Source organism: Sediminibacter sp. Hel_I_10 (genome assembly GCF_000688335.1).
Lineage (GTDB): Bacteria > Bacteroidota > Bacteroidia > Flavobacteriales > Flavobacteriaceae > Psychroserpens.
On the sequence record NZ_JHZX01000001.1, the window covers coordinates 312,820 to 338,003 of the forward strand.

General features: G+C 33.3%; 19 protein-coding genes. 3 read left to right on the forward strand and 16 right to left on the reverse strand.

The annotated features are described in order from the left end of the window. Positions 1-19 precede the first annotated feature (19 nt). From P176_RS0101410 to P176_RS0101420, 3 genes are all read right to left on the reverse strand, one after another. Positions 20-2,386 carry an ABC transporter permease gene (locus P176_RS0101410; protein WP_231481153.1) on the reverse strand — a complete coding sequence of 789 codons (2,367 nt, stop codon included), beginning with the start codon at positions 2,384-2,386 and terminating at the stop codon, positions 20-22. 310 nt (positions 2,387-2,696) lie between these two features. Then, positions 2,697-3,377, reverse strand: a complete 681-nt coding sequence (locus P176_RS0101415) for an ABC transporter ATP-binding protein (RefSeq protein ID WP_026753025.1) — start codon at positions 3,375-3,377, stop codon at positions 2,697-2,699. Positions 3,378-3,582: 205 nt separating this feature from the next. Continuing rightward, entirely contained in the window at positions 3,583-4,833 is a 1,251-nt protein-coding gene (locus tag P176_RS0101420) for an efflux RND transporter periplasmic adaptor subunit (protein WP_026753026.1), read from the reverse strand. A gap of 218 nt (positions 4,834-5,051) precedes the next feature. Here P176_RS0101420 and P176_RS0101425 point away from each other — a divergent pair, with 218 nt between their 5' ends. Together P176_RS0101425 and P176_RS0101430 are read left to right on the forward strand one after the other, a co-directional pair. Then, positions 5,052-6,401 (forward strand): sigma-54 dependent transcriptional regulator, encoded by a 1,350-nt coding sequence (locus tag P176_RS0101425; protein ID WP_026753027.1) that lies wholly within the window; start codon positions 5,052-5,054, stop codon positions 6,399-6,401. Then, entirely contained in the window at positions 6,391-7,731 is a 1,341-nt protein-coding gene (locus tag P176_RS0101430; protein WP_026753028.1) for a PAS domain-containing sensor histidine kinase, read from the forward strand. The genes P176_RS0101425 and P176_RS0101430 overlap by 11 nt, the downstream gene beginning before the upstream one ends. A 1,558-nt stretch (positions 7,732-9,289) precedes the next feature. On the opposite strand, the gene P176_RS0101440 is transcribed toward P176_RS0101430, so the two are convergent. The 3 genes from P176_RS0101440 to P176_RS0101450 form a co-directional block, all read right to left on the reverse strand. Beyond that, complete coding sequence (locus P176_RS0101440) at positions 9,290-10,747, reverse strand: S41 family peptidase (protein WP_026753030.1); 1,458 nt, start codon at positions 10,745-10,747, stop codon at positions 9,290-9,292. Between the two features lie 1,206 nt (positions 10,748-11,953). Continuing rightward, a complete protein-coding gene (locus tag P176_RS0101445) occupies positions 11,954-12,274 on the reverse strand; it encodes a 5-fold beta-flower protein (RefSeq protein ID WP_026753031.1) in 321 nt (106 codons plus the stop codon). A 238-nt stretch (positions 12,275-12,512) separates the two neighbouring features. Continuing rightward, positions 12,513-13,127 (reverse strand): DUF6563 family protein, encoded by a 615-nt coding sequence (locus tag P176_RS0101450; protein ID WP_037348617.1) that lies wholly within the window; start codon positions 13,125-13,127, stop codon positions 12,513-12,515. 357 nt (positions 13,128-13,484) lie between these two features. Between P176_RS0101450 and P176_RS0101455 the strand changes: the two genes are divergently transcribed. Continuing rightward, positions 13,485-14,456 (forward strand): IS110 family transposase, encoded by a 972-nt coding sequence (locus P176_RS0101455; protein WP_026753033.1) that lies wholly within the window; start codon positions 13,485-13,487, stop codon positions 14,454-14,456. Positions 14,457-14,505: 49 nt separating this feature from the next. Here the strand turns inward: P176_RS0101455 and P176_RS0101460 are convergent, their stop codons facing one another. The 10 genes from P176_RS0101460 to P176_RS0101515 all read right to left on the reverse strand — a co-directional run bounded on the left by P176_RS0101460 (position 14,506) and on the right by P176_RS0101515 (position 25,125). After that, entirely contained in the window at positions 14,506-15,273 is a 768-nt protein-coding gene (locus tag P176_RS0101460; protein ID WP_026753034.1) for a hypothetical protein, read from the reverse strand. A gap of 158 nt (positions 15,274-15,431) precedes the next feature. After that, entirely contained in the window at positions 15,432-16,340 is a 909-nt protein-coding gene (locus P176_RS0101465; protein ID WP_026753035.1) for a hypothetical protein, read from the reverse strand. A gap of 154 nt (positions 16,341-16,494) precedes the next feature. Continuing rightward, positions 16,495-16,914, reverse strand: a complete 420-nt coding sequence (locus tag P176_RS0101470) for a hypothetical protein (protein WP_026753036.1) — start codon at positions 16,912-16,914, stop codon at positions 16,495-16,497. Between the two features lie 293 nt (positions 16,915-17,207). After that, positions 17,208-18,674, reverse strand: a complete 1,467-nt coding sequence (locus tag P176_RS0101475) for a potassium/proton antiporter (RefSeq protein WP_026753037.1) — start codon at positions 18,672-18,674, stop codon at positions 17,208-17,210. Positions 18,675-19,188: 514 nt separating this feature from the next. Continuing rightward, positions 19,189-19,656 carry a hypothetical protein gene (locus P176_RS0101485; protein ID WP_231481155.1) on the reverse strand — a complete coding sequence of 156 codons (468 nt, stop codon included), beginning with the start codon at positions 19,654-19,656 and terminating at the stop codon, positions 19,189-19,191. 74 nt (positions 19,657-19,730) lie between these two features. Continuing rightward, positions 19,731-20,213, reverse strand: a complete 483-nt coding sequence (locus P176_RS0101490; protein ID WP_026753039.1) for a hypothetical protein — start codon at positions 20,211-20,213, stop codon at positions 19,731-19,733. 191 nt (positions 20,214-20,404) lie between these two features. Further along, complete coding sequence (locus P176_RS0101495; RefSeq protein WP_026753040.1) at positions 20,405-20,833, reverse strand: hypothetical protein; 429 nt, start codon at positions 20,831-20,833, stop codon at positions 20,405-20,407. 130 nt (positions 20,834-20,963) lie between these two features. Beyond that, complete coding sequence (locus P176_RS19875; RefSeq protein ID WP_051605365.1) at positions 20,964-22,040, reverse strand: ATP-binding protein; 1,077 nt, start codon at positions 22,038-22,040, stop codon at positions 20,964-20,966. 1,796 nt (positions 22,041-23,836) lie between these two features. Then, positions 23,837-24,112: a hypothetical protein gene (locus tag P176_RS0101510; protein WP_026753041.1), complete on the reverse strand. Its 276-nt coding sequence runs from the start codon at positions 24,110-24,112 to the stop codon at positions 23,837-23,839. Between the two features lie 356 nt (positions 24,113-24,468). Next, positions 24,469-25,125 (reverse strand): hypothetical protein, encoded by a 657-nt coding sequence (locus P176_RS0101515; protein WP_026753042.1) that lies wholly within the window; start codon positions 25,123-25,125, stop codon positions 24,469-24,471. Positions 25,126-25,184: the final 59 nt, after the last annotated feature.

Here is a 25,184-nt window from a genome sequence, read left to right on the forward strand (position 1 = left end):
GATTTTGATTGATTAGTATTTACTCCGTTCGCAAAGATTCTACAGGGTTTGATGTTGCCGCTTTTACGGATTGAAAACTTACAGTAACCAAAGCAATAACAATCGTAGCAACCCCAGATAGTGCGAATATCCACCAACTCAATTCCGTTCTATAGGCAAATTCTTGGAGCCATTGCCCCATGATATACCATGCCACCGGAATTGCAATAACAAGCGCCAAAATGATGAGTGCAATAAAATCCTTGTTCAATAATTTTAATATCTGAAAAACACTCGCTCCAGTTACTTTTCTAATTCCTATTTCCTTGCGTCTTTGTAAGGCCATGTAAGAGGTCAGACCAAATAATCCCAAGGCTGCTATAAGAATTGCCAGAACAGTAAAAATCTGAAAAGCGATACCGAATTTTCGGTCTTCGTCGTATTGGGATTCAAACTTTTTATCTAAAAATGTATAGTTTAATGTGCTGTTGGGGAAAATGGATTTGTAAAGGGTCTCAATCTTATCCAAACTTGATTGCATTCCTGCAACTGAACCCGAAGAGGCATTAAGTTTTATGAGAACATTATCGTCGGGTTGGTTCTGATAAATTAGGAGTGGTTGGACTTCATTCTTTAATCCAAAATGATGATAATCTTCAATAACTCCAGTAATTGTGCAGGTCTCTCCCCACAATTTAACTTGCTTGTTGATGATTTTATCCGCATCTGGGTATCCCATTTGTTCAGCAAACTTTTTGTTAATCACTATACTTTCAAGATTGTTATCTTTTTTACTTGCTTTAAAGGCTTGACCCGCTACAAATTGAATATCAACGACATTAAAATAATTAGGTCTTGCCCCGTAAGCATAAAATATTTGGCGCTCATCAACAGTCCCATCGGGATATTCAATCCCAACCGAAGAAGATAAATTATCGTAGCCATCGCCTGGATAGGTTGATGCTCTGGCCACCTCATCCACGAAGGCTAAGTTGCTTAGTTCATTTTCAAATACTTCTATCTTCTTTATTAATACTGAATCTGGCACAGCTTCAAGGACCAATCCCTTGAATGCCAAAACTTGGGAAAGTTCTACACCAATGGGCTGTTCTTTTAAAAAATTGATTTGTTTCGCAACCACTAATGTCCCGATAATAAGGATTATTGTTGCGAAAAACTGAACTGTAATGAGTCCCTTACGAATGTTCAGCCGTTTTGAGGAGTTGACTATTTTGCCTTTTAAAGCTTTTACAGGCGAAAAATTACTCAAAATCAGCGCTGGGTAAAAACCTGCCAAAAGACTTCCCAATATCATCAATCCAACAAAGGGCAATAGTGATTTTAAATTTGAAATTCCCAGTACTAGAGATTTACCTACAAATCCATTAAAGACTGGCAATAATGTAATTACAAGGAGTACCGCAACTAGAAGCGCTATAAAAAATAAACAGAAAGATTCTATTAACGATTGAAAAATGAGTTGCGACCGCTGGGCACCAGCTACTTTTCTGATACCGACTTCGCGGGAGCGCTCTAAAGACTTTACGGTTGATAAATTAATGTAATTAAGCCAAGACAGTATTAAAATTATAATTGCAATAACCGATAAAAATTTTACGCGGCTACTGCTTCCGTTTGCTTCGGCCTCATAAGGTTTGTCTGAATGCAAATGAATATCTGAAAGGCGCTCAATATTATGTCGTTCATCTGGGTCATTTTCAATATCCTTACTCTTGATTTTTTCTTGGAGCGCTTCAAAATTGGTGGTTTCTTTTACTTTTAGATAGGTGAAAAAATTATTTTGATTCCAATTCAATTCCGCCTGCCCACTTAATGTATCCCAATTTTCTAAAGTCTCAAAGGATATTAAATAGTTGAGCTTCATGTGCGTCGTTTCAGGCGCATCCTCCATAATACCAGTAACTTCCAATACAATTTCTGAAACGTAGAAAACGGATATTGTTTTTGATAGCGGGTTTTCATCACCAAAGATTTTTTTAGCCAAACTTTGGGACAAAACGATGGTATTCGGTTTTTTAAAGGCGTTAATATCCCCCTCTAATAACTCTGTATTGAAAATATTAAAATATGAGAAATCCACTAACGCTCCATTGGGTTGCTCAATAATTTTTTCCTGATTTACGAAGGTTACTTTATCTAGTCTGTAAAGTCTAACATTATCAATAACCTCTGGAAATTCTTTTTGAAGCGTTGGGCCGGATAGATTATAAGTCTGCGCGTCGCCACCTTCATAAGTATCACCTTTTATATAATCCATATAGGCACGGTAAACCGTATCTGACCCCTCAAAAGAATCATAACTCTTTTCGTAACCTACATAAAGCGAAATGATTATAAATGCCGCAATACCTAGTGAAAGTCCAAAAATATTGATAAAAGAATACATCTTATTTTTAAACAAGTACCTAAATGCGATTTTAAAATAGAGAAAGTTCATGGTCTGATTATTTCCTGTTCGTTTTCTTTTTCACCCGAATTCGTGGTAAGCGAAGACAGAGGTTTGATTGATTGTGGCCTTAACACTTCAGTATATTTCTATGGGTTGATTACTCCCTATACTGAAGTGCTTTCAGCCTATTTGATTGTTGATTAAACTGTACGATTTTGATTGATGATGATGCTTCACATTAAAACTTTATTTCAAACTCAATTTCCCACGTTAGTTTCACTTCGTGGCGGGTGGATGATGTCGCCCTCTATAGCGCCAAAATATTCTCGGTCACTTTTTGACCATCCAACATTCTAATAATTCTATGGCTGTACTTTGCATCGTGCTCGCTGTGTGTTACCATGATAATGGTCGTTCCCGCTTCGTTAAGGTCAATCAATAAATCCATGACCTCATTACCGTTGGTGCTATCTAAATTACCGGTCGGCTCATCGGCCAAAATCAGTTTAGGATTGTTGACCACGGCTCTTGCCACGGCAACCCTTTGTTGTTGACCTCCAGATAATTGCTGCGGAAAGTGATTGCGGCGATGCATAATCCCCATCTTTTCTAAAACAGCATCCACCTTAATCTTGCGGTCCGCAGGTTTAACACCGGTATAGATTAACGGAAGCTCTACATTTTCAAATACCGTAAGCTCGTCTATAAGATTAAAACTTTGGAAAACAAACCCAACGTTATGTTTTCTTAATTGTGAACGTTTGCGCTCGTTATATCCCGCCACTTCTTCACCGTTGAATTTGAAACTACCCCCATCTGGGTCGTCCAACAACCCGAGAATATTCAGTAAAGTAGATTTACCACAGCCCGAAGGCCCCATGATGGCAACAAACTCACCCTCTTTCACATTAAAGGATAATTTGTTGAGCGCTATGGTCTGCACTTCCTCGGTGCGGTAATATTTTTCTAAATCGGTAATTTGTATCATAACGTAGTATTTAGCTTTGAGCCGTGAGCTAAGAGCCTTTGGCGTTTTATTGATTGTTTTGGTTTTATTTTTAAAAATCCAATTGCGTTGGAATCTAATTTATAGCGACCCGTTGGGACTTTTTTCTATTCGGTTTTTGTTTCGTTTGCAAATTTATCTTCATATTCCCGCTTTCATTTTCTTCTTCAATTTCAATATCGCTCTCCTATTTCAAAACTAGCTCCTCAGTTTCCCCAAATGAATCATAACTCGAGGTCACCACTTTATCATCGGGATTCAGCCCGTCAAGGACTTCGTAATACTCTGTATTTTGACTGCCTAATCTGATGTCGACCTTATATGCGGTGCTGCCATCTTCGCTCACCTTAAAAATCCAGTTGCCTCCTGTTTTTTGGAAAAATCCGCCTTTAGGTATCAATAATGCTTGCTTTTCCGCGCTAAGCGCTACCCTGATCTGTAAATTCTGCCCGCGTCTAATGCCCTCTGGGACGTCACCTTCAAATTGCATATCTACTTGAAACCTTCCGTTTGTGACCTGGGTAAACACCTTTTTTATAGCTAAAACATAAGTAGTATCATTAAATTTAAATGTCCCTTTTTGACCGTTGTAAATTCTAGAAATGTAATGTTCATCAATATCAACTCTTACTTTAAATCCGCTGAGAACATCGACTTGTCCCAAGCGTTCCCCTTTGTTTTTTGACTGGCCAATTTCAGCATCCAGTGAAGTTAACTGCCCATCAACTGGAGCTTTTACCACAAGATCGCCTACTTTTTTACGCATCAACTCCAAAGCGCTTTGAGTTCTGGCATACGAATTCTGCGCTTGATTGACTTCTAGCTTTGTGGCCACAGAATCTTCTGCTAAAACCTGTTCAGCTAAATCCATCCTGTTTTTTTGATATTCATATAAATTCTGGGAAGATTCGTAATCTTGGCGTCCTATTGCGCCTTTCTCATACAATCGGCTATTCAAATCATAAATGCGTTTTGCTTCAATCAAATTATTTTCGACATCTGTAAATTGATTTTGGCGGTTAATGGTATTTTGTCTCGCCGCATTCTGGGAAATCTGCATCTGCGTCAACAAGTTATAAACTGAAGTTTCTTGATTAATAAGGCTGAGCTCTAAATCTGTGTTTGACAGTCTTAAAATAGGCTCACCTTTTTTCAAGATGGCCCCATCCTCAACAAATTTCTCTTCAACGCGACCACCTTCCAAAGCATCCAAATAAATAGTGGTTATGGGTAAGACGATTCCATTTACAGGAATATTCTCTTGAAACACATCATTGGTTACTGTACTTATGGAAATTCGTTCTTTTTCTATATTCAATTTAGAACCACCCGACGTTTGCAATATGACATATATGATTAAAGCGATGAGCATCAGTATACCGCCGATGGTCAATATCTTCTGGGTTGTAAATTTTTTCTTCTGAATTGGAACGTCCATATAATTTATTCTGATTTTGATATATCTATAGTGAAGATAATGCCAAAATCATAATCCTTTAAAAGCAAGTGTTTTATATAATTTACCAAAATTGGAAGTGTCCGCTTTTGATACAGTTTATGTTCATTAATGTACAGTTTTCAGAAGCTAAAATTTTCATTTTGAAGTTTGTATTATTTTTGAAGTGGTTTAAACCTTTTCATTGTATTATTGTAATGATGCTTATAAAAAACGCCAACATATTAATTATAGACGACGACCAGGACGTACTAACCGCTTTGCGTTTGCTGTTAAAGCCACTCGTTAAGGAAGTAGTGATAGAGAAAAATCCTGGTAATATAGATGCCCTAATTAACCGAAACCTGTTTGATATCGTTATCTTAGATATGAATTTTAGCGGATTGGTAAACTCTGGTAATGAAGGTATTTTTTGGCTCAACCATATCAAAGACGAGAAACCCGGAATCGAAGTCATTTTAATGACGGCTTATGCCGATATCGATTTGGCCATTAGAGGCTTGAAGGAGGGTGCTTCAGATTTTTTGGTCAAGCCTTGGAAGAATGAGAAAATCATTCAAACCATAAAGGATATTCTAGAGTCAAAAAAATCCCTACAACCAAAAAAAGACCATCTCATTTCTGGAGGTGTTGATATTATTGGGAGTAGCGATGAAATGAATGACGTCTTTACCAAACTAAAAAAAGTGGCCCCCACCGAAGCCAATATTTTGATTTTAGGCGAGAACGGAACGGGTAAAGATTTGGTTGCAAAAGCGCTCCATGACCAATCCAATCGACGACATCATCCATTTGTAAAGGTAGATGTTGGTGCATTGACGTCTTCACTTTTTGAAAGTGAATTGTTCGGATATAAAAAAGGAGCATTTACTGATGCTCGTGAAGATAGAAAAGGGCGGTTTGAAGCCGCTCACGGCGGGACTTTGTTCCTCGATGAAATAGGAAACATTAGTCTTGATCAACAAGCGCGATTGTTAACTGTTTTGCAAAACAGACAAGTAACACCTCTAGGCTCTAATGAGCCAATCCCCATCGATATTAGATTGATTTGCGCCACTAATATTGACCCAAAAATCCTGGCCGATGAGAAAAAATTCAGAAAAGATTTAATTTATCGTATTAATACCGTTGATATCATTGTACCACCATTAAGAGAGCGAGGGACAGACATTACAGAATTAGCTAAACATTTTGTAACGATTTATGCCGAAAAATATAACAAGAGTCCGTTTAACTTTGATTCTGGGTTTATTACAAAATTAAAAAAACACGATTTTCCGGGTAATGTAAGAGAGCTTCAATATGTGTTGGAACGTGCAGTCATTATGACCGATGGCAACGTTTTAAATCCAGAAGACTTGGTGTTTTCAACCATTGAAAGGGCCTCCACTCCAAATCCCGGCATATCTACAACCAATTTAGATGACATTGAAAAAAATGCCATCGTAAAAGTATTGGAAAAAAATAAGGGCAATGTTTCTAAATCTGCAAAAGACTTAGGTATTACAAGGGCTGCACTTTATAGACGTCTCGACAAGTATGAACTATAGAAGTTACATTTTCAAACTTTTTTTTAGGATTCTTCTATTGGTGGCTGCACTTTTCGGGCTAGCCTATTTTATATATAAAGGTCAAACGGTCTATATTAGCATTGTTAGTTTGGCGGTCTTATATCTTATTTCAAACCTGTATTCGTTTATAAAACGCCGTTTTTTAGCGATGGATGATTTTTTTGAAGCGGTAAAATATCGAGATTTCTCACGCTGGTTTCCAGAAGATAGAGGTCCAAGCGATATTCGGTTTCTTTACACAGGTTTTAACGAAATCAACAGAACCATAAAGGAAATTAACTCCCAAAATGAAGCCCAATATGTCTATTTACAGAAGATATTGGAGATGGTAGATATCGGTATCATCGCTTTTAATATTGAAAGTGGTGATGTGCTTTGGAGCAACGATACGTTTGGCGAAATTCTGGACATGCCTTCTTTTAAAAACATTCGTTTTGTTGAAAATCGAAAACCAGATTTGTTCAATATTGTTTTTGAAACCTATCATCGGGAGCCGAATTCTATGTCTATCGCACTTCAAAATGAAACCATAAAAATATTGATTTCCGATACAGTGTTTCAGGTGGAAGCTGATGCTTTTAAACTTATCGTGATTCAGAATATAGACGATACCTTAAATAAAAATGAATCGGAATCATGGAAAAAATTGCTGAGCGTGATGACCCATGAAATTATGAACAGCATTGCCCCTATTTCATCTTTAGCCGATACACTTCAACGCAATGTTCAAATCAATATCTCAGATCCCCAATCAAAATTAGAATTGGAAGATTTGAATGCCGGCATTAAAACCATCAAAAACCGAAGCGAGGGCTTATTACAATTCGCCAAAACGTATAGAAGTTTAAGTAAGGTCACACAACTTAAATTACAAAGAACCAGCGCTTCAGCACTATTTGAAAACATCCAGTTATTGATGCAACCCTCAATAGAATCAAAATCCATTGCAATTGAATTTGATATCACCCCTCCAAAACTAGAGTTGGATATTGACGTGCATTTGATAGAGCAGGTTTTGATAAACCTTGTTCTAAACGCGGTTGATGCTTGTAAAGACCAAGAGGGCGCACAAATTAAAGTTATTGCATCCCAAAGTCCAACTCGCGATATCATGATTAAGGTTTATGATAATGGTTCAGGCATTCCGCAAGACTTGTTAGAAAATATATTTGTACCATTTTTCACGAGTAAAGCAGCTGGAAGTGGCATTGGGTTAAGCCTTTGCAAGCAAATCATGATGCTACACAAAGGAAAAATCTTAGTGAAAAGTATTGATGGTGAAGGGTCGGTTTTTAGCCTTATATTTTAAAAATAAAATTAATAAATTTTATAGACTCTAATCAAATTTTAGTTGATTGAAATAATTTGCAACTAAAACACGTCATTTTTAATTTGCTAAAGAAAACAAGCAAAATGTTGTTCCTATGTTGTACCTGAAAAAAAAAAGCCTCATAGAACTGTACGGAATCTGTGTAGAAAAGAGAGGGGGTTTCCAATGTTGACGAAGTCTTAAACTTCTGCGTATATAACCTTGATCCTCTTTTTTGTTCTTTCTGATTTATAACCTAATTTGATAAAATGCTAACTTAAGCAGTGTATAATTAATTGCTATGGCTATTGCTTATATTAAAAATTCCTTCGGAATTTTCTCTGGCAAGTTTTTGTTTACTAAATTAGTTGCTTAACCACGCTACTAATCATACACAAAACGTTGAATCCAGCTTTCTAAGTTGAGTACTGATTTAACTATTGCACCATCATCAGATTTTATATCAATTGATGAATAAAATTCTTTTTTTATTATCATCATTTTTTCTTATTTAGTTATTTTGGTTTACGGTAGAAACTTTAGATCTAAAGTCGTTTTTGAGTAATCATTCAAAGACACCCTTAACTTGAATAACGAAAATTATATGCGATTCTTATTAAGACTTTGTTTCTGAAAGCAATATTATTAATTAATTATTGCACTCAATTTTAAAAAAATTTGCGAGCTATAAAATTTATATTCCTGAGAATTTATTTTTTTTTAATATTCTATTTTATTGGGAAAAAGTATGTGATTTTGCTTTTCAGAACCTTTCGCCAAATGTATAAAACAGATAAATAACTGTATTCTAATCAGTTAAAATTGAGGTACGTAATTCGGTGCGTTTATTAAATATTTTATTTATAAAACACTGTAATATAGATATTTACAGGATATTAGATAGTTCCTCATTCTCCGCTAAAAGTCCTTTGAAAGGCATCAAAAAATCCTTTAAATCTTTGATTTAAAGGATTTTTAGTTTTGAAATTTTAATTGCTATCAAATGATAATAGTCTAAAAGGGGCTCATTCAGTATAACTCTTAAAGTTTCAGAAAGCTCCACCAGATTGATATAAATAAATGTAATCAAGTTGGTAAACTTTATTTTGAAGTCAGTATTTTTTTAGTGCATCGGTGGAAATCGAAGCACAAAAATTATGTCACTCTCACTTTATCATTTATTTTATATTAAAAAAAGTAAGTCTAACGGACTCTACATAGCCTATATTTACTTAAATATAATTTTTGATGGAAGATGAGCTAAATTCAGTTTTAGAAGAAAAGTTCGGTTTAAAAATTGCAATACTAAAGTACAACGTGTTTTTAGCTAATTGGCTTTGTGTCATATTTTTTCTAAACGATATGACTGTACTTTATTTTTCATTTCTTAATTTTTTTACGTTAGTGCCGCTAATGATTTGTCAACTTTTTATTTGTGGTTTCATGGCGTATCTTAAAAAAACATAGAACTTTAGGCCAAACCTGCTTATACTATTACTAGCCGATATAGAAGTAAAATAATTTGTTATCAAGAAAAACTTCTTGTAACAGACTCATTCTATTCATTTGTACTGTCAAGTTCAAGTAAACGCCTCATATGTTCTATTGCATAGGACAGTACATCGATTTCTTTATCAACATAGACATCTGGCGCAATACCGTAGGGATCAATAGGGTTTGTCGCTATGTCTGGTGCTCTGTAAGACGTGGGAAATACCGCTGTAAGACAACCAAGATCTTGAGGGAAGCCATTAAATCCGTCCACTACGCCAGCAGTGTTTTGACCATATACTACTACCCTATCACTTTGATTAGCCCGATATACAAAGGTTTCACCAGAGCTACCTACCCCTTCATCAATTAATATAATAACCTTTTTAGGCCCCTTGTAAATAGTATCTGTTGTAAATGTCCATGTCCCTTCACCTTTAAAATAAGATGTGCCTTTGTTATTTATAAAAGACTCGTATTCCTTTTTATCTTTCTGTTTATATTCATCAAGTGTGAGCTCCTTGCTGGCAGCCATGGCGTTTATAAGATACTCTGTGTTATCCTCACTGAGCCAAAAGCCATTGAAGGGAAGTTCTATTGGACCATTTAAAACATAGGGTAGTACTGGAAAGTACGTTCCGTCGCTACCACCACCGTTACCCCTAATATCCACTATAAATACATCTGAAGCTATAATTCTATCGTGATGTGCTTGCATTAGACTATCAACATAACTTGGTTCTACCGAATAGAAGTCTGGTAATCTTAGATATGGGACTTTATCAACATAAGCGATATGAAATTGATCGTATTTAAGCTCAATCTCACTCTGTTTTTTAATATTTTCAACTTCTGGCCATAGCTTCGTCCATTCGCTGAGATCATCAATTTCAAGCACACCACGATCTGTTTGTTTCCCAAAGGTCTTTTTGATTGAGTGATCTCCCATCATATAGTTGATATCATACGAGGTGCCAAAAACAGTATTGAATTCTAGTTTCACTTCGCCCTTTTTCCAAGCTGGATTACTACTTTCCAACACAACACCAACATAATCCCTTTCTTTAGTATTATTTTGCGGACTTGGTATTATCGCTACAGTATAACCACCATTTTTCCAAATGCCTAAAAGAGGGTTGGAATCGTAAGATTTCTTTTGATAATTTGATTTAAATTCATTCTCTGTGAGATCTATGTGTTCACTATAGATTTCACCATTTTGGTCATTAGACATCATAATGTAGGCGTGTCCGTCCCTAAAAAAAGACAGCCAGCGTTCCAACACTACTTTACAGTCATTCAAATTTGTTGTTTTCTTAGCTTTTTCGAACATGATATCCGAATGCGCCTCATACAAATCCCTATTCTCATCGGTAACTTTATATTTGAAGAGAGAATAATTTTTCTCGTAAGCATTTCGAGCTATTTCAAAGGAATTGGTGCAGTTGCATTCTTGTGCCCATGCACTCAGCAAAGGCAACACCAATAGGATGGTGTAGATTGATACTTTAAAAAGATTTGTCATTAATTGATTGGTTATATGAATAATGTTTCATAATTATAGGACACTCTATAATCTGTTTTGTTACAAGTTAGTTGGCTCGGTTACTTTTTAACTGATGAAAATAAGACTTCACATTGGATATAACAACTTAAAAAGCCTTCCTCTAGCAACTTATGAACGCTTTAATCTGCCCCAATCCTTGATAATAGCATTTTAAAATAAAATTATAGAGATCTTACATGGATGCGCCATGATGTTAATACAAGTACGACATGAGGTTTATATGGCTTTGACATGGCTTACCTACGGGTGAACCTCTGTTTAGGCTTTAGGTTCATGGGCGTGACCAACCCTTTGCAGCCAACAGAGGTGGCTTTGTTATGTGAACTCAACAAAATCACTTCTTGAAAGAATAACAAAATATACTATACTAGATAATTTGTCATAAGACCTAAACAATGTTTATGATAATGGAACAAGTGATTGTCTTAAATTATAAATAATTATCACGCTCCTTACAAACACATATTTACGGTATGATCCCCAACTCTTTAAATGGAAGCCAAACTAAAATCATTATAGAATCTATAAAAGTCGTAAATTAAAGGTAATTGTTGTTATCATATATTTATTCTTTCAGTTTCAAGAACTGAACAGCATTGTCAAAAAATATATTTCTCATTTTCATCTAAAATCATAATAGATGCGTAAATATGTTTCCATTCCTAAAGTCCTTTTGTTAGAATTCTATATTTCTTTCCGTTTAAAAATATGTCAATATTTTTCCAAATTAGAATTGGGTGATTTCTGTTACTCGATTAAATTTCCTCATTCCATTTCCCATAGTCGTCATACATTACTTTGAGTGTGTAATGCAGAATAAACGCATTCAAATATGATTTCATCAATGGCAGCTGTATCATTATTGTTAACAGTAATATATTTTTCATTCAAAATTTCTTTGAACTTATTTTTTTAATTTTTTGACACTTTGTTACTTTAACAACTTTTTGAGATGATTCTTAGCTTATAAAAAAACATAATATGATTGTAATATAAATACCTTTCATAGTTGGTTTATAATGTTTTCTACGTGTTTTTCTAAAGGCTATTGAGTTGTTTTGGCAAATAAAAACCGAATAGAAAATTCGAGAGGATTTTCTTAAGTTGACTTGCACTGGCAATAAATTATACACGGTGTTTTTCTCTTTAAGACCTCATTTATTATTAAAAGAAGAAAAAGAAAGTAGTTCCAATTTTAATTTTGTCCTCATTCTTTTTTCCAATAATTTTCATAATGGGCTGTCCGTATAAATTTATTACCTCATCATTGTCGACTTTTCCAATAACTTCTTCTTGAAGATTAATAATTTCTTGTCCTTTATAGGAACCTAATTTCTGATCACTCATATTGTAGAGGAAGTTTTCTTTAAAATAGCCAAGTGGTTGTCCTAAATTATTACTAATTCTATCTTCTTTTAAAAATAGCAATTCTTGACCAATAGAATTTATTAGAATTGCATCATTTTTGATTTTTAATGTATTCATCTTTAATGGGTTTTAAGTTATTATAATTCAATTACTACTTTAAACACATTTGTATTAATTGAATCGAAAATGTTACAATTGGGCCTTTCTAAAGATGTGCTACAATGTAATTGTGTGTAGTTAGTTGCGTGGTTAAGCAACTAATTTAGCAACTAAATCACAGATAGAAAGTCTGCGAGGACTTTCGTAAGTAGGTAATAACTTGCAATGAATTACACACATTGTTGTAGTGAATAACTTATTTATTTTCAAATTTTTTATTTAATCTTTCTAGGTAGTTCAAATACAATTCCGCTGTAATATCGTTCTCTTTATTAAATGAATCTAAAAGATCCTTTTCTTGACTCAATAGTTCTTTAAGTCTATTCTTTGTCAAAACTTTTGTTTTATATCCTTTAGATGTATCTAAATAATAAATTTTATTCTTACCGTTCGCACCTAAAATAATCTCTCCTATAAGTCCATCTGTATTGAATCCTGCCTGTCCTTGAATATTTTCCGGATATGATTCGTCTACCATGAATGCGCAATACTTCCCTTTAACTTGAAGTTTGGAAAATTTATTCTTTGTTAAAAACTCAACATTAAAACGCATATTATAATAAATCTCATTATCAAATGATATAGCGATAATTTTATTTACTTTTTTAAATTTACAATCAGATTCAATATTGTTTACTGATAAGAACAACTCACTTCGTTCTTTTAAATCTATAGATTCCAATGGACAAGGCTCATTTGACTTAAATTGTTCAAAGTTTATAAATACTCCGTTACTTTCTTTGAACTCTTGAGCATTTAGGTTAGAAATCATTATACCTATCATAAATATTTTCGCAATCACTATCTTCATTTTCTAGATTTAGGTTTTATTCACTAAAACGTTGATGTATATAATTAGTGGCGTGTCTAAGCCACTAATTTAACAAATAAAAACGGAATAGAAAATCCGTAAGGATTTTCGTAAGCAAGCTAAAACTAGCCATTAATTATACACGTCTTAAGTTTACAATTCACTAAATTTAAGTATAAAACAGAAAAGACAAAAGAGAGGAATAAGGTTAATATACACGCAGAGACCTAGATCTCGTCAACATTGAAAACCCCCTCTCTTTTCTACACAGATTTCGTACAGTTCTATGAGGCTTTTAGACCTCGCTTTCAAGTCGTTGAAACTCGCGTAGATTGTCCTTTCAAAAAACATTTTCTTATGAATAAAGATATTAAATATTTTGGTATTGACATTAGTGCGTTAGTATTCGATGTTACAGATTCTGATGGTAATTATTATCAGTTTAAAAACAATGGATTGGGCTTTGAGAAGTTTACAAAACTCTTAAATAACACTAGTCATTGTGTAATGGAAGCTACGGGTTATTATCATTATCAGTTAGCGTACCATTTATTAGAATCAGGTATAAAAGTATCTGTAGAGAATCCATTATCTGTTAAACGTTTTATTCAGATGGGCTTATCAAAAATTAAGACCGACAAGAGCGATTCAAAACTTATTTGTTCTTATGCAGAGCAGGTGGACTTAAAGCTTTGGAAAGGCAACTCTAAGAATGAAATAGAATGTCTTCAAATCAATAGAGCTCTTTCTGTTTATACAAAACAGAGCACTATGCTTAAAAACAAATTACATGGTGAGTCTGTATTGGGCAATCCTAGTAAGGTCGTGTTGACGTCTTTAAAACGTAGTTTAAGACAGCTCCAGAGAGAGATAAAACTATTAGAGGACAAGTTATTAGTTTTGGTAAAAGAGGTTCATCAAGATTTGTTAACGCGATTAAAAACCATACCTGGTATAGGTCCTAAAACAGCCATTACGCTAGTGGTTTTAACAGGTGGATTTGATCGTTTTACAAGTGCAGGTGAGTTATGCAGTTACGCAGGTTTAACGCCAGTGATACGGCAAAGTGGAAGCAGTGTAAAAGGGAGGCCACGAATAAGTAAAATAGGAAACCAGAAACTTAGAAATTTATTATTTATGTGCAGTTTTAACGCTTGTCAATACAATAAAGATTGTCGTGATTTATATGAGCGAATCGTCGCTAAGGGAAAGAGCAAAAAACTTGCGCTAATAGCGGTATGCAATAAGCTGTTGAAACAAGCATTTGCTATAGCTAAATCAGGTTTGATATTTGATCAAGAATATAAGAGTAAGCTAGTGAGAAATTAATGGAATTTTACTTGTTTTTTACCACAGTACTTTGTTACCAATAGTGTTTTTATTTTAATTGATATAAATTATTATAAAAATCCTCCAAAATATAAACTCTATTAAAGTTTGTTTTAAGTTCCATTTCAAAATCTTTGTTCATATCATATGAGCTTTCTCCTGTACTTCCAATAACAAGTAGAAGCCATTGTTCCAGAATTCCAGTTTTTCGATAGTTCACTAATTTTTTTTCTTTTTTTCCTACTGCTTTTTCAACTATTTTAGCTGAAATATCTTTTCTCCACCAAGCTCCTAAATTTGATGAAACACTTTTTTGAGAGTGTGGTGTATGAGTAATTCTATCGATAATTGGGTTGTCCGGTAAATTATTGTTTAGTACATATTCTTTAATGATAACCCTAACTGTTTCAATTAATTCTTCTTTTTGATTGATTTTAAAATTAACATAAGGTTTGATGTAGCAATTAGCTAAAAAGTTTGGTAGAGTATTGTCTGCTTTCAAAAGTTCTTCTGCTCGGTCAAATATGTTTTTAAAGAACCCTTCACGTTCTTTTGGTTTGAAATCAACAATAATTTGGTGTTCCAATCCAATTTTTATTTTTCCATCATTTAGAATAAAATCTGGTTTTTCAGATATTTGGGAAATATTTAAGTCTCCGTTAAAAAAAATCAAAAACTTACCTAAATGACAAATTTCTAAAATTTTCTGTTGATTTTTTATCCGGTCTTTTAAAAGCTCGGAAATATGGGAGTCAATAATATCTTCGAGGAAATTGTAATTTTCCTCAATTGAATTGTTGTTCGTTATTTTTCTCACGTTATTGGCAACGGTCTCGGTTATCGCCAGTTGGCGGAGTAAGGGACACGGATATGTCGGCTTAGTATTGGTTCGCTGGTCAAATTAATTATTTTCTTTCTAACGGTGCCGCTTATTAGCGATTAACCGTTGTTGCCTAAAGTAGTGAATGTTATAATCTAATTTTCATCTAATTTCCACAAGTCGCTACCGCCTTTACTGTCACTATTATTTCTCACATAATTAAAAACAGCCCAGAAATTTTTTCTAACAGTTCCGTTTTCAATTTCTTTATTTATAAGTGGTATAAAATGATTCCATATAAAATTGTTTTCGTCATAACTATCTATATGTCGATATAGTAAAATCCACGCTTGATTCTGCCAACCTGATTCCTGAGTAATTTCAATGAGTCTTCTAATATTTAGGGAATCAACTCTACGGGTTAGATCTGAAATAGTTTCTCTATGCTTTTCTTCCGGAGGGGCTAGAATTGTATTTTTTAGTTTTAATCCTGTTATAGTATCATTATTTGACATTGCAATATTGAATTGCTGAATTGCATCCTGGTATTGAGATTCACTATAGCCATTTAAATATTTACCAGAACTTCTTGCAAAATGATCTCTACAAATTAATTCTTTGATTTTCAAATAGAGGCTAAGATTAGGTATTGATGAATAGTATTCTTGAATCAATTCATCATAATCATCAAATACATCTTGAAAGAATTCTTCTGTTTTTATTTCACTAAAATTTTCAAAATTTAATATATATTCCTTAGATGCTCCACCAATTTTAATTGATTCTCTAATCCAGGTAATTGCATTGGAATAATTGTGATTTTGATATTCACAAAATGCTAAGTTTAAATATGGAGAACCATATTTAGGTTTACTAATTTTAAATGCTTCTTTATATAATAATGTTGATTTTTCACAATCACCACTTTTCCATTCTCTAAATGCTTGGTTTAGCAATTTATCCCTTTTGTCTATATCATTCTGACTGTAGGTTAAATTAATAGCAGCAATAAATAGAATTAATATCGCAGTCTTCTTAGATAGTATTTTTGAAAAATGAATCATTCTTGAACTATTTTTGGCAACTTTGTTGTATATGGTTAATTGCGTGGTTAAGCAACTAATTTAGCAAATAAATCACAGATAGAATATTCCGTAGGAATGTTCCTAAGTAGTATAAAACCAAGCAATTAATTATACACTGTGTTGCCAGTAGTTTTTATTCTATTTTCTCAAAAAGCAATAATAAACCATCCGCCGAAAAACCTATCTCATCTTCTATTATTAATTGTGTACCTGTATTACTCGTTAAATAATAGTAAGTTATACCATCAATTATTATTTCATCCCTGTCTTCATTTTCATTGATATTGTATGTGTAATTCCCACTAGAATTAAAAGGCATATTTGAGCTTACATTGGTTCCTGAATCTATTGCGATATCAATTGTATTATCGGGATTAAAAATCCAAGTAATTTCATCAGTATACTCATAAGATTCGAATAAACAACATCTATAAGTGATTAAATGCCATTCTCCAATGGTTTCATACTGGTTTTGTTCTGTTGTGTTATCATCGTCATTATTATTACATGACGTAAAAACTAAAATACCGAAAAGAAAGATTAATATTTTCATGTGATTAAAATTTAACAAAATTAGCAAGGATAAATTTACCATTGCTCTTTATATTTTTATGTGTTTCTATCAGTTTTCGTTTAGTTTAAATTACTGGCAACTTTTATTCAAACAAATATATGTTATTTAGAGAACTTTTTATATTTAGCTTTTGGTTATCAACACCTTGTGTTTTTAAAATTAGTGTTTGAATAACTGTTCCTTTCAGGAGTTGTAAGAATTGGGGTTGTAGTTTTAAAAGTTGTCTTTTGTAATGAGTGTAAGTGAATCCCAATCGGTATACAGATTTCTTGTTAAAATTCCTTTTTAAGAACGGTGTTTACCTCCTCAAAAATCTTAGGCCTGTCTGCAAGAACAATCAAGGTATCTTGTGCCTTGATTGTGGTTAGTCCATTTGGAATGATAGAGGCATTTTCCCTTTTAATCATTGCTATAATTGCATTTTTAGGAAAGCCTAATTCTACAATATTTTTATCTACAGCAGCGCAGTTTGGAGTAATGAGAAGCTCTTTCATTTCGGCTCTGGGATTTTCTGCCAAAAGTAAATCTGTTGCGCTTAATTTCTTTTGTGTCTCTGGCAGTCCAACATTAAGCCATTTTGCAATAATGGAAAGCGTTGTGCCTTGAATTAATATGGACGTGACAGAGATAAAAAATACTACGTTAAAAATCATATTGGCCTTGTCTATTCCTGCCAAAAGCGGATATGTGGCAAATACAATTGGTACAGCGCCACGCAAACCGACCCAAGAAATGTAGAACCGCCTTTTTAGTTTCATTTTAAAAAACATGAGGCTCATAAATACGCCGATGGGACGGGCCACGACAATTAAAAACATGGAAATGAGTAAACCAATGCCCATATACGGAATGATTTGTGAAGGAAATACAAGCAGACCTAAGATAAGGAACAAGACAATTTGCATGAGCCACGCTAAGCCATCAAACATCTTTAGGATGGTTTTTTTATGAATAAGGTCTTGGTTACCTAAATAAACGGCACAAATGTAAATAGCCAAAAACCCATTGCCGCCAACAAAATCTGTAGCTGAAAATGTAATGAACATGAGGGTAATGACCAATACAGGGTAAAGACCTTCAAAGTCTAATTTGATTTTATTAATGATATACTTACTAGACACCCCAAAAGCGATACCTCCTATTCCCCCTAAAATCATTTGCTGCAAGAACAACGGAATGATGGATAAGAAGCTTTGGTCTTGATTGATCACCAAAGTCAAAAATGCGATGGTGAGCACGTAGGCCATTGGATCGTTACTACCGCTCTCTAGCTCTAAAGTTGGTCTTAAATTGGTTTTGAGCGCTAAACTTTTTGAACGTAAAATTGAAAATACCGCAGCGGCATCTGTAGAAGATACGATGGAGCCCAAGAGTAAACTTTCGTAAATGGTAAAGTCTGTAACACACCATACAAAGGTGCCCAACGAAACGGCCGTTATCAATACGCCTAATGTAGATAGCATAATCCCTTCGCGCAGAATGGGCTTTACAGCGGCCCAGTTGGTATCTAAACCACCAGAAAACAATATAAAGTTTAGGGATACGATGCCTATAAATTGTGCCAACTGTGGATCATCAAAGCGAATGCCCCCAATCCCATCAGAACCAGCCAACATTCCTATGCCTAAAAAGAGCAATAACGTGGGAACGCCAAACTTATAAGAGGTCTTACCCGCCAATATACTCACGAGAAGCAGTAAGGATCCTACTAAAAGTATGTTTTCAATGGTTAAATTCATGCTATTTCCTTTAAGGACTTTGGTTACAAATGTACTCTTCCTCCTTTAAAAAAATAGCCAAGATGTTGTAGTTATTTTGTTTTTTGAGAGCCGAAAACATGACATACAAACTGAATCTGATAAGCGATAGAATTTTTGTAAACAAACCAGATCTAGAAGTGTGTTTTGAGGGCTCTTCTTTGAGGAAACAGTTAGCATTCGCTTTAGAACTCAATACTCTTGAAAAAGATCAACACTACGCCTACTAGCACCATATATCATGCAATACGATGACATTTTATCAATTAACTACAATTAAATTATTAGTGACAGTTAAATAATAAAGGGAATGAATTTATCCCTATAGACGAATCACCTTTTAGTATATGGCATATCATTATTAACTGTCAAGCAAATAAAAAGTTGCGTGTTGATGTGGGCTTTTTATAGAACGATTAGAAGCTAGCAAAATGGGCTCCTAACTTTGGTTTAGGAAAGGTATAGGCTTATTTACTCTGTTGAAAGTCGTTTTTGATTATCTCTTTTCAGCATATTTAAATTTGTCGAATCTCTTTGGTAATTCATCGGTGACTCTTAATCGGTTAGATGTTATGTTTGGCTTAATTTCAATGACTTTCGTTTTTTCGTCAATTTTAACATCGTGCTCACTTCTCATATTTACGACGTCAATATGTAGGGCTTTAAAGAGATGCTTTCCATTTTTAAGATTAATAATAACATATTCACTAGGTCTAATTTGTCCTAACGGTTTACCGTCAATCCAAATATTTAACCTAGCTGTATTATCAATTTTATGCAAGATGTCAGCTCCGTTATATATTAGTATTGTTCCGTTTCCTAATTGATCAAGATCAACCTTATCCAATGTCGTTTTGATAAAAGCAAAATCAGAAGAAATTGGTTTTAAGGCACAAGATGTCAGTAATATCATAATTGAAAAGAGAATTATATTTTTAAGCTTCATATCATTTGATTTAGTCATGACACTATCCGTTTTTGTTTTTCAACTTATTGAAATAATTTATAATTCTGGTCCCAAAGTTTATTATCTCAAATTTATTCAACTATCGTTACGTTATTGAATACCTCAATGATCATGTTTTGTTCAACGGTGTTTAGATTATTTGTATACAGCGTTAGTGAATTATAACCATCAGGGCTTTCAATTGAATCACTGATTTTAAACAAATGAATTCGGGTATAATTTGATTCAGAATCTATAGGCTCAACAATTTGTCTGTAGTGTCCATTAATCTCATCTTCTGTGACTATGTATTCATCCGTCGGTAAATTTGATACAGGCCTTGTATACCATCCATAATCAAAAGATATGGTGATTCCAGATCCATTTACATTGCCAACATAGGAATCAATCCCCTGTAATTCTTCAAGCGTAAATTTTGTTTCAAATTGAAATCTATAGTTTCCAATCTCAATTGCGCTTGGCTCGTCATTTAGAACACTATTATTATCGTCGCTATTACAACTCAAAAAAAAGAATACGGCGATAATCAGAGTGAAAGGCTTTAGATATTTCATAGTTTCGGGCTTTGTTTTAAGGGTTATTTAGAACGTAATTGTGTATGGTTTGTTTTGTATTTTAAGCATCTAATTTACCAAATACAAACCGAATAGAAGATACGTTGGGAATTTAGTTAGTAGGCTAGAACTTGCAATTACTTAAAGCCATTGTGGCAAACAAATAGTTTTTATTTCGAAATCCATTTTTCTTATAATTTAAATTTCTTTCCTTCTTTATAGTCACAAGGTAGTATTGGGCTTTTCACTCCAAAAGGTCCCGAACCGTTGTGATTATAATAAAATTTCTCTTTGTCATCGGAATATCTACCGGCACATAATAAATTGAAAGTTGTACTTTTTCTACTTGATTTTAGAACATTAATGTCAATCCAAATTGGAACTTTACCTTTTCTATACAAAAGCTCAGTAACCTCGTTCTCATTCAAATCCAATTTCATTTTCCCACAATCCTTTTCGTAAATATCAAATTCTGAATGATTTGTGTCATTTGAAGATTCTGCATAAATGACATTATATCGGAAGTTAGTTTTCAATTCAGTTTTCACATAGTTTTCAGCAAATTTAAGTGCTTGGAAACTTGCTCCCTGTAAATGAAATAGAAATTCGATTTTAGTCATTTATCAAATGTTGCACAACTCGTACTATCCAAACAAATATATATTATTTAAAAAACTTCACTTCGAATTCTTTAAAATTCACCTTTTGGCTCTTAATACTCTAGCGTTTAAAAGTGCGAAACAATAATAATTAGCTTGGAATTGTAAAATGGAAGGTGCTTCCTTCTCCATATTTAGATGTTACCCAGAGCTTACCATTATGTAATTCAACTATTTTCTTGCAATGCGCAAGTCCAATGCCCGATCCTTCAAATTCGCTTTTAGAATGTAAACGTCGAAAGGCAATAAAAATCTTATCCATGTGTTCATCTGAAATGCCAATACCATTGTCTTGTATGCTAAACGTCCAACCATCCTGTTCTTTTGCAGATATTTTGATTTTAGGAGCTATCCCAGGTTTACTAAATTTAATACTGTTGCTAATTAAATTCTGAAAAAGTAAGCGCAGCTCCGTTTGATACCCTCTAATTTTGGGTAATTCGGCAACATCAATAGTCGCATTCGTGTCTTTAATTATGGCTTGCAAATCTTGCTGGACGACTTCAATTAGTTTTTTGCAATCTACCGTCATCATTTCTTTTACTTGCCCTATGCTACCATAATCCAATAGATCATTAATCAAAATTCTCATTCGGTCTGTTGCCTTGGATATGAAATCTAATAATTTGTGCGCTTGTTCGTCTAATTTGTTTTGATGCTTATTTTCAATTAATTTCACAAAACCAGAAATGGTACGCAGCGGTTCCTTTAAATCATGAGATACCATGTGGGCAAATTGAGTGAGTTCCTTGTTCTTTAGCTCCAACTCATTCTTTGTTCGTTCTAATTCTGTTACGTTTCTAAGCATCACGTATATAAAACCATCTTGAATATGATGAACAGAGCATTCGTATGTGCCTGCGACCATATGGTTTGAATATTCAACCAAGCCCAAATTAATAGGTTCGTGATCTTCGGCTACTTTTCTGTAAGCGTTAATCACTTGTAACCCTCCTTCATGAGCGTATGCTTCTGGAGCTACCTCAATAATCTTCTTCCCTATAACCTCCTCCCGTGTTTTTCTCATCTCCTGTAATATGACCTTATTCATAAAGACGTATCTAATGTTTTTGATATCACTTAAACCAACAACTTGAAAAATACCTACGCCATGAGGCAAGTCGTCAAATGTTTTGGTAAGAATTTCTATGTTTAAGCCCTTTTTCATGTCCTAAAAACCTTTCTTTTGAATAATGTTATCTATAGCAACAGCCATTTATTATTGAAGCCTATTAAAGGTTCTTGACTTTGTCTGTTTATGTGTCACTAAAGCCTTTGGTCGTGGTCAGTACGTTGACTAACATCTAAAATAGTAAAAGAACACAAAGTAGATGAAGATCCCTTAGTTTTTTCATGAGTACATACAAACCAAGCCATTCATTACTATCGGTGCTGTATGTTGCGTGCCGTTTTTTTATTGTTCAAAATTGCATTTTGGAATATAAAATTGCTGAATACCCTCCCCTTTCTCAAACAAAATTTAAATATTGTTTATTTGATCTTCATATGAAGACAAACGAGAAAAAAGCAAATTAAAATGCTTATTGAAACACGACTATGAAGCTCTATTCAAAGAGAACGATTTAAAAACCTAAGACAAGTGTTTATTAAAAACGCTTATGCATTTGATTTTTCTGATTAAGAAAAGAGATGATACTAATTTTTAATCACTTTTTACTTTGAATACAAGGTATAGGATTGGGATAATGATGATCGCGGCTGAAATGACAAGTGAGGTTATCAATACAAATTTAAATACGTAGAACAATACAATAAAGAAAATGATTGCTACTACAATGCCTATGACGATACCTTTCATTTATTTTTTTGATTTTAGTTATTGTATCTAAGGTAGTAATCCTTTTTGGATAAAGGAAGATCAATTTAGAAATGTTTTTTTGTCAGTTGAATAATGTTAAATAAATATCTGCTACATTTCTAGTGGATCTTACTGAAAAGATTTCTATTTGAACATAAGGTCTTGTTCTCTTTAACCGTTTATGATTTCATACTGACCAATATTACTGATAATACAACAATCCCTATAGTTTTAAATTGTTTATTTTAATTCTAATTTTCCGTTTTATCATAATATGTACTCATTGATGCTAAAGCCTATTATTAAAAATGATTTGGACCTAGTATAGACTTTAAACTCGATTAAAGATGTTTTCGAAAGTTCGATTTTTAAATAAACGCTATTCAGCATCTGGCTTATACATTCTCGGAAGCTGTATTTTTATCTTTTTTATTGGTTGCCTAATTCATAAATAATTTCATAATGTAACCATAGCCTAGTCCTGCTATGGACCAAAGGATCACCCCTAACAACAGTGTTTTCCATGATATTTCTTGTTCATTATAATACGGAAAACCAATTGACATGATCAAAAACATCAAACCACCCCAAGTTAAACCTATTTTTATCCAACCCTTTTTATTAAATGGGTTTGGAATATGATCGAGGTTGATGTTCTCATATTTAATTTTAATTTATTTCTATTGAAATTTAGTCAAACGACTCCATCTATAATTGGATAAGATTTGTGATGACTTTAATATAGAAAAACAGTTAATTTATCAAAATGTGACCAGTATTGTAAACACCAATAATCTGTTTACCGTAATCAGTTTTTTTTATCAAAAAAAAGTATTAATACTATCCGATTATTCATGAATAGCGTCCTCTTTCCAATTATTCTTGTTAGAAATATTTCAAGCGATTTTAATATTTACACATTCTTTCATCCCCTCTATTTCTATAAGATTAATAATAGTAAAGAGAGTTAGTAACGTAGTAATTATGAATAAGACGAAAAAAAAAATGACCAATTAAGTAGGTTTTATCTTTATAAATAGCCATTATTAAAATTAAATAACGAGGATTTTTCAAAATAGCACGAAACTAGATTGACATATAGACATCAGCTATCATCTATGTTCTAAATGAAGCTAATAAAAGACCTAAGAATCAATAGCTTGTTCTTGGTCACTCTTGTTATATTTTTTATGACTTATTTTCTTTTGCTCTAAAAGTGCATAAAATTTTCTAGGTGAGATTTTCAAGTCTTTAGTGATGTCTCTCACTTTTTTCTGTCCCTTTTTGTAAAGCTTCAAATTCTCGTTTACTTTTTTCTTGAAGTAGTGATTTTGTAATTTTTCCAAAATCTGCATTTCGGTTAAATTGGAATCACCGGCATAATTTTCGATTTCAGTTTTTATAATTGATAAGTTACTCATAAGTCTCATTTTTAAGTTCAATCCCAATTAAAGGTAACCTTTTTATAGGATACGTTGTGTGCTATATGCATCAAATTTAGCAAACTTGACTAATTTTTACAAATGGAACCGTTCTGCGGATAGACAAGTGGTAAGCCCTTTAAACATTTAAAAGTATGTTTGTAAAAGAAGATGACCTTTAGAATATCTATCTAATATTAAAAAACCACGCTACTTATATCCAGTTATAGATCCATCAATCGTTCATATAATGAAATTTAACGTAACGTTTTTAACATTAGCCACAGAACGTTTGTTTTTCAAAGCCTAATGTTTACGGAAGTGATTTTCCGAAGATAAATCATAAGCTCTTTTTTTTATTGACAAAACAAATTATAATCTTCAACCAGTTCTTCGATATTATTTAACTCATATACTTCACCATCTAAATAATCCACTATTTTACGGCAATCCGAAAAATATTTCTTCGCTTTTAAAATCAGTCCTTCAAAACTATTTGGATCAACTAACAATGTTGCTTTTTCTTCTTCGTTTCTCATGACATAAAATTCAATGCCATCATAATAACGAGTTTCAAAATTAGAATTTGGATTGTCAGGAAAATTTGGATTAACAGAAAGAATATTTGCGGTAGTAGCAAATATACTAGTACTACTTAAAACTGTTCTAGCAAACAAGCTGGCATTTCCCTGAACAAGGAGTTCCATCAGTACAAATTTTTCCTTCTGGATTGGTACATATTTATAATGCACTGTAGCAAATTTTTCATCTCCAAAAACTACTTCATCCACAGTATCACTTCCATATTTTTCAGTTTTATCTTTTCTATTTTTTCTGAATTTAAATTTTGTAGTTCCAATTGACATTAAGACGCCAGAATGCTTTGGAAACTTTACCCATCCCCTTAAAGACGTACTATTTTTCAAAATAACTACTGCAGGAGTCCATTCGTATTGCGCATAGGTTAAAGAAAAAGAAAGAATTGAAAACAATAGCAGTACCTGTTTTTTCATAGCTTAGGTCAAGTATTTACAACCCTTAATTTGGGTTTGTGGTGTGTTTAAAGATTGAA

Bases quoted from the DNA above. Each gene is read 5' to 3' on its own strand.
- P176_RS0101410 (WP_231481153.1), bottom strand. From the start codon at position 2,386: ATGTATTCTTTTATCAATATTTTTGGACTTTCACTAGGTATTGCGGCA.
- P176_RS0101415 (WP_026753025.1), bottom strand. From the start codon at position 3,377: ATGATACAAATTACCGATTTAGAAAAATATTACCGCACCGAGGAAGTG.
- P176_RS0101420 (WP_026753026.1), bottom strand. From the start codon at position 4,833: ATGGACGTTCCAATTCAGAAGAAAAAATTTACAACCCAGAAGATATTG.
- P176_RS0101425 (WP_026753027.1), top strand. From the start codon at position 5,052: ATGCTTATAAAAAACGCCAACATATTAATTATAGACGACGACCAGGAC.
- P176_RS0101430 (WP_026753028.1), top strand. From the start codon at position 6,391: ATGAACTATAGAAGTTACATTTTCAAACTTTTTTTTAGGATTCTTCTA.
- P176_RS0101440 (WP_026753030.1), bottom strand. From the start codon at position 10,747: ATGACAAATCTTTTTAAAGTATCAATCTACACCATCCTATTGGTGTTG.
- P176_RS0101445 (WP_026753031.1), bottom strand. From the start codon at position 12,274: ATGAATACATTAAAAATCAAAAATGATGCAATTCTAATAAATTCTATT.
- P176_RS0101450 (WP_037348617.1), bottom strand. From the start codon at position 13,127: ATGAAGATAGTGATTGCGAAAATATTTATGATAGGTATAATGATTTCT.
- P176_RS0101455 (WP_026753033.1), top strand. From the start codon at position 13,485: ATGAATAAAGATATTAAATATTTTGGTATTGACATTAGTGCGTTAGTA.
- P176_RS0101465 (WP_026753035.1), bottom strand. From the start codon at position 16,340: ATGATTCATTTTTCAAAAATACTATCTAAGAAGACTGCGATATTAATT.
- P176_RS0101470 (WP_026753036.1), bottom strand. From the start codon at position 16,914: ATGAAAATATTAATCTTTCTTTTCGGTATTTTAGTTTTTACGTCATGT.
- P176_RS0101475 (WP_026753037.1), bottom strand. From the start codon at position 18,674: ATGAATTTAACCATTGAAAACATACTTTTAGTAGGATCCTTACTGCTT.
- P176_RS0101485 (WP_231481155.1), bottom strand. From the start codon at position 19,656: ATGACTAAATCAAATGATATGAAGCTTAAAAATATAATTCTCTTTTCA.
- P176_RS0101490 (WP_026753039.1), bottom strand. From the start codon at position 20,213: ATGAAATATCTAAAGCCTTTCACTCTGATTATCGCCGTATTCTTTTTT.
- P176_RS0101495 (WP_026753040.1), bottom strand. From the start codon at position 20,833: ATGACTAAAATCGAATTTCTATTTCATTTACAGGGAGCAAGTTTCCAA.
- P176_RS19875 (WP_051605365.1), bottom strand. From the start codon at position 22,040: ATGAAAAAGGGCTTAAACATAGAAATTCTTACCAAAACATTTGACGAC.
- P176_RS0101510 (WP_026753041.1), bottom strand. From the start codon at position 24,112: ATGAGTAACTTATCAATTATAAAAACTGAAATCGAAAATTATGCCGGT.
- P176_RS0101515 (WP_026753042.1), bottom strand. From the start codon at position 25,125: ATGAAAAAACAGGTACTGCTATTGTTTTCAATTCTTTCTTTTTCTTTA.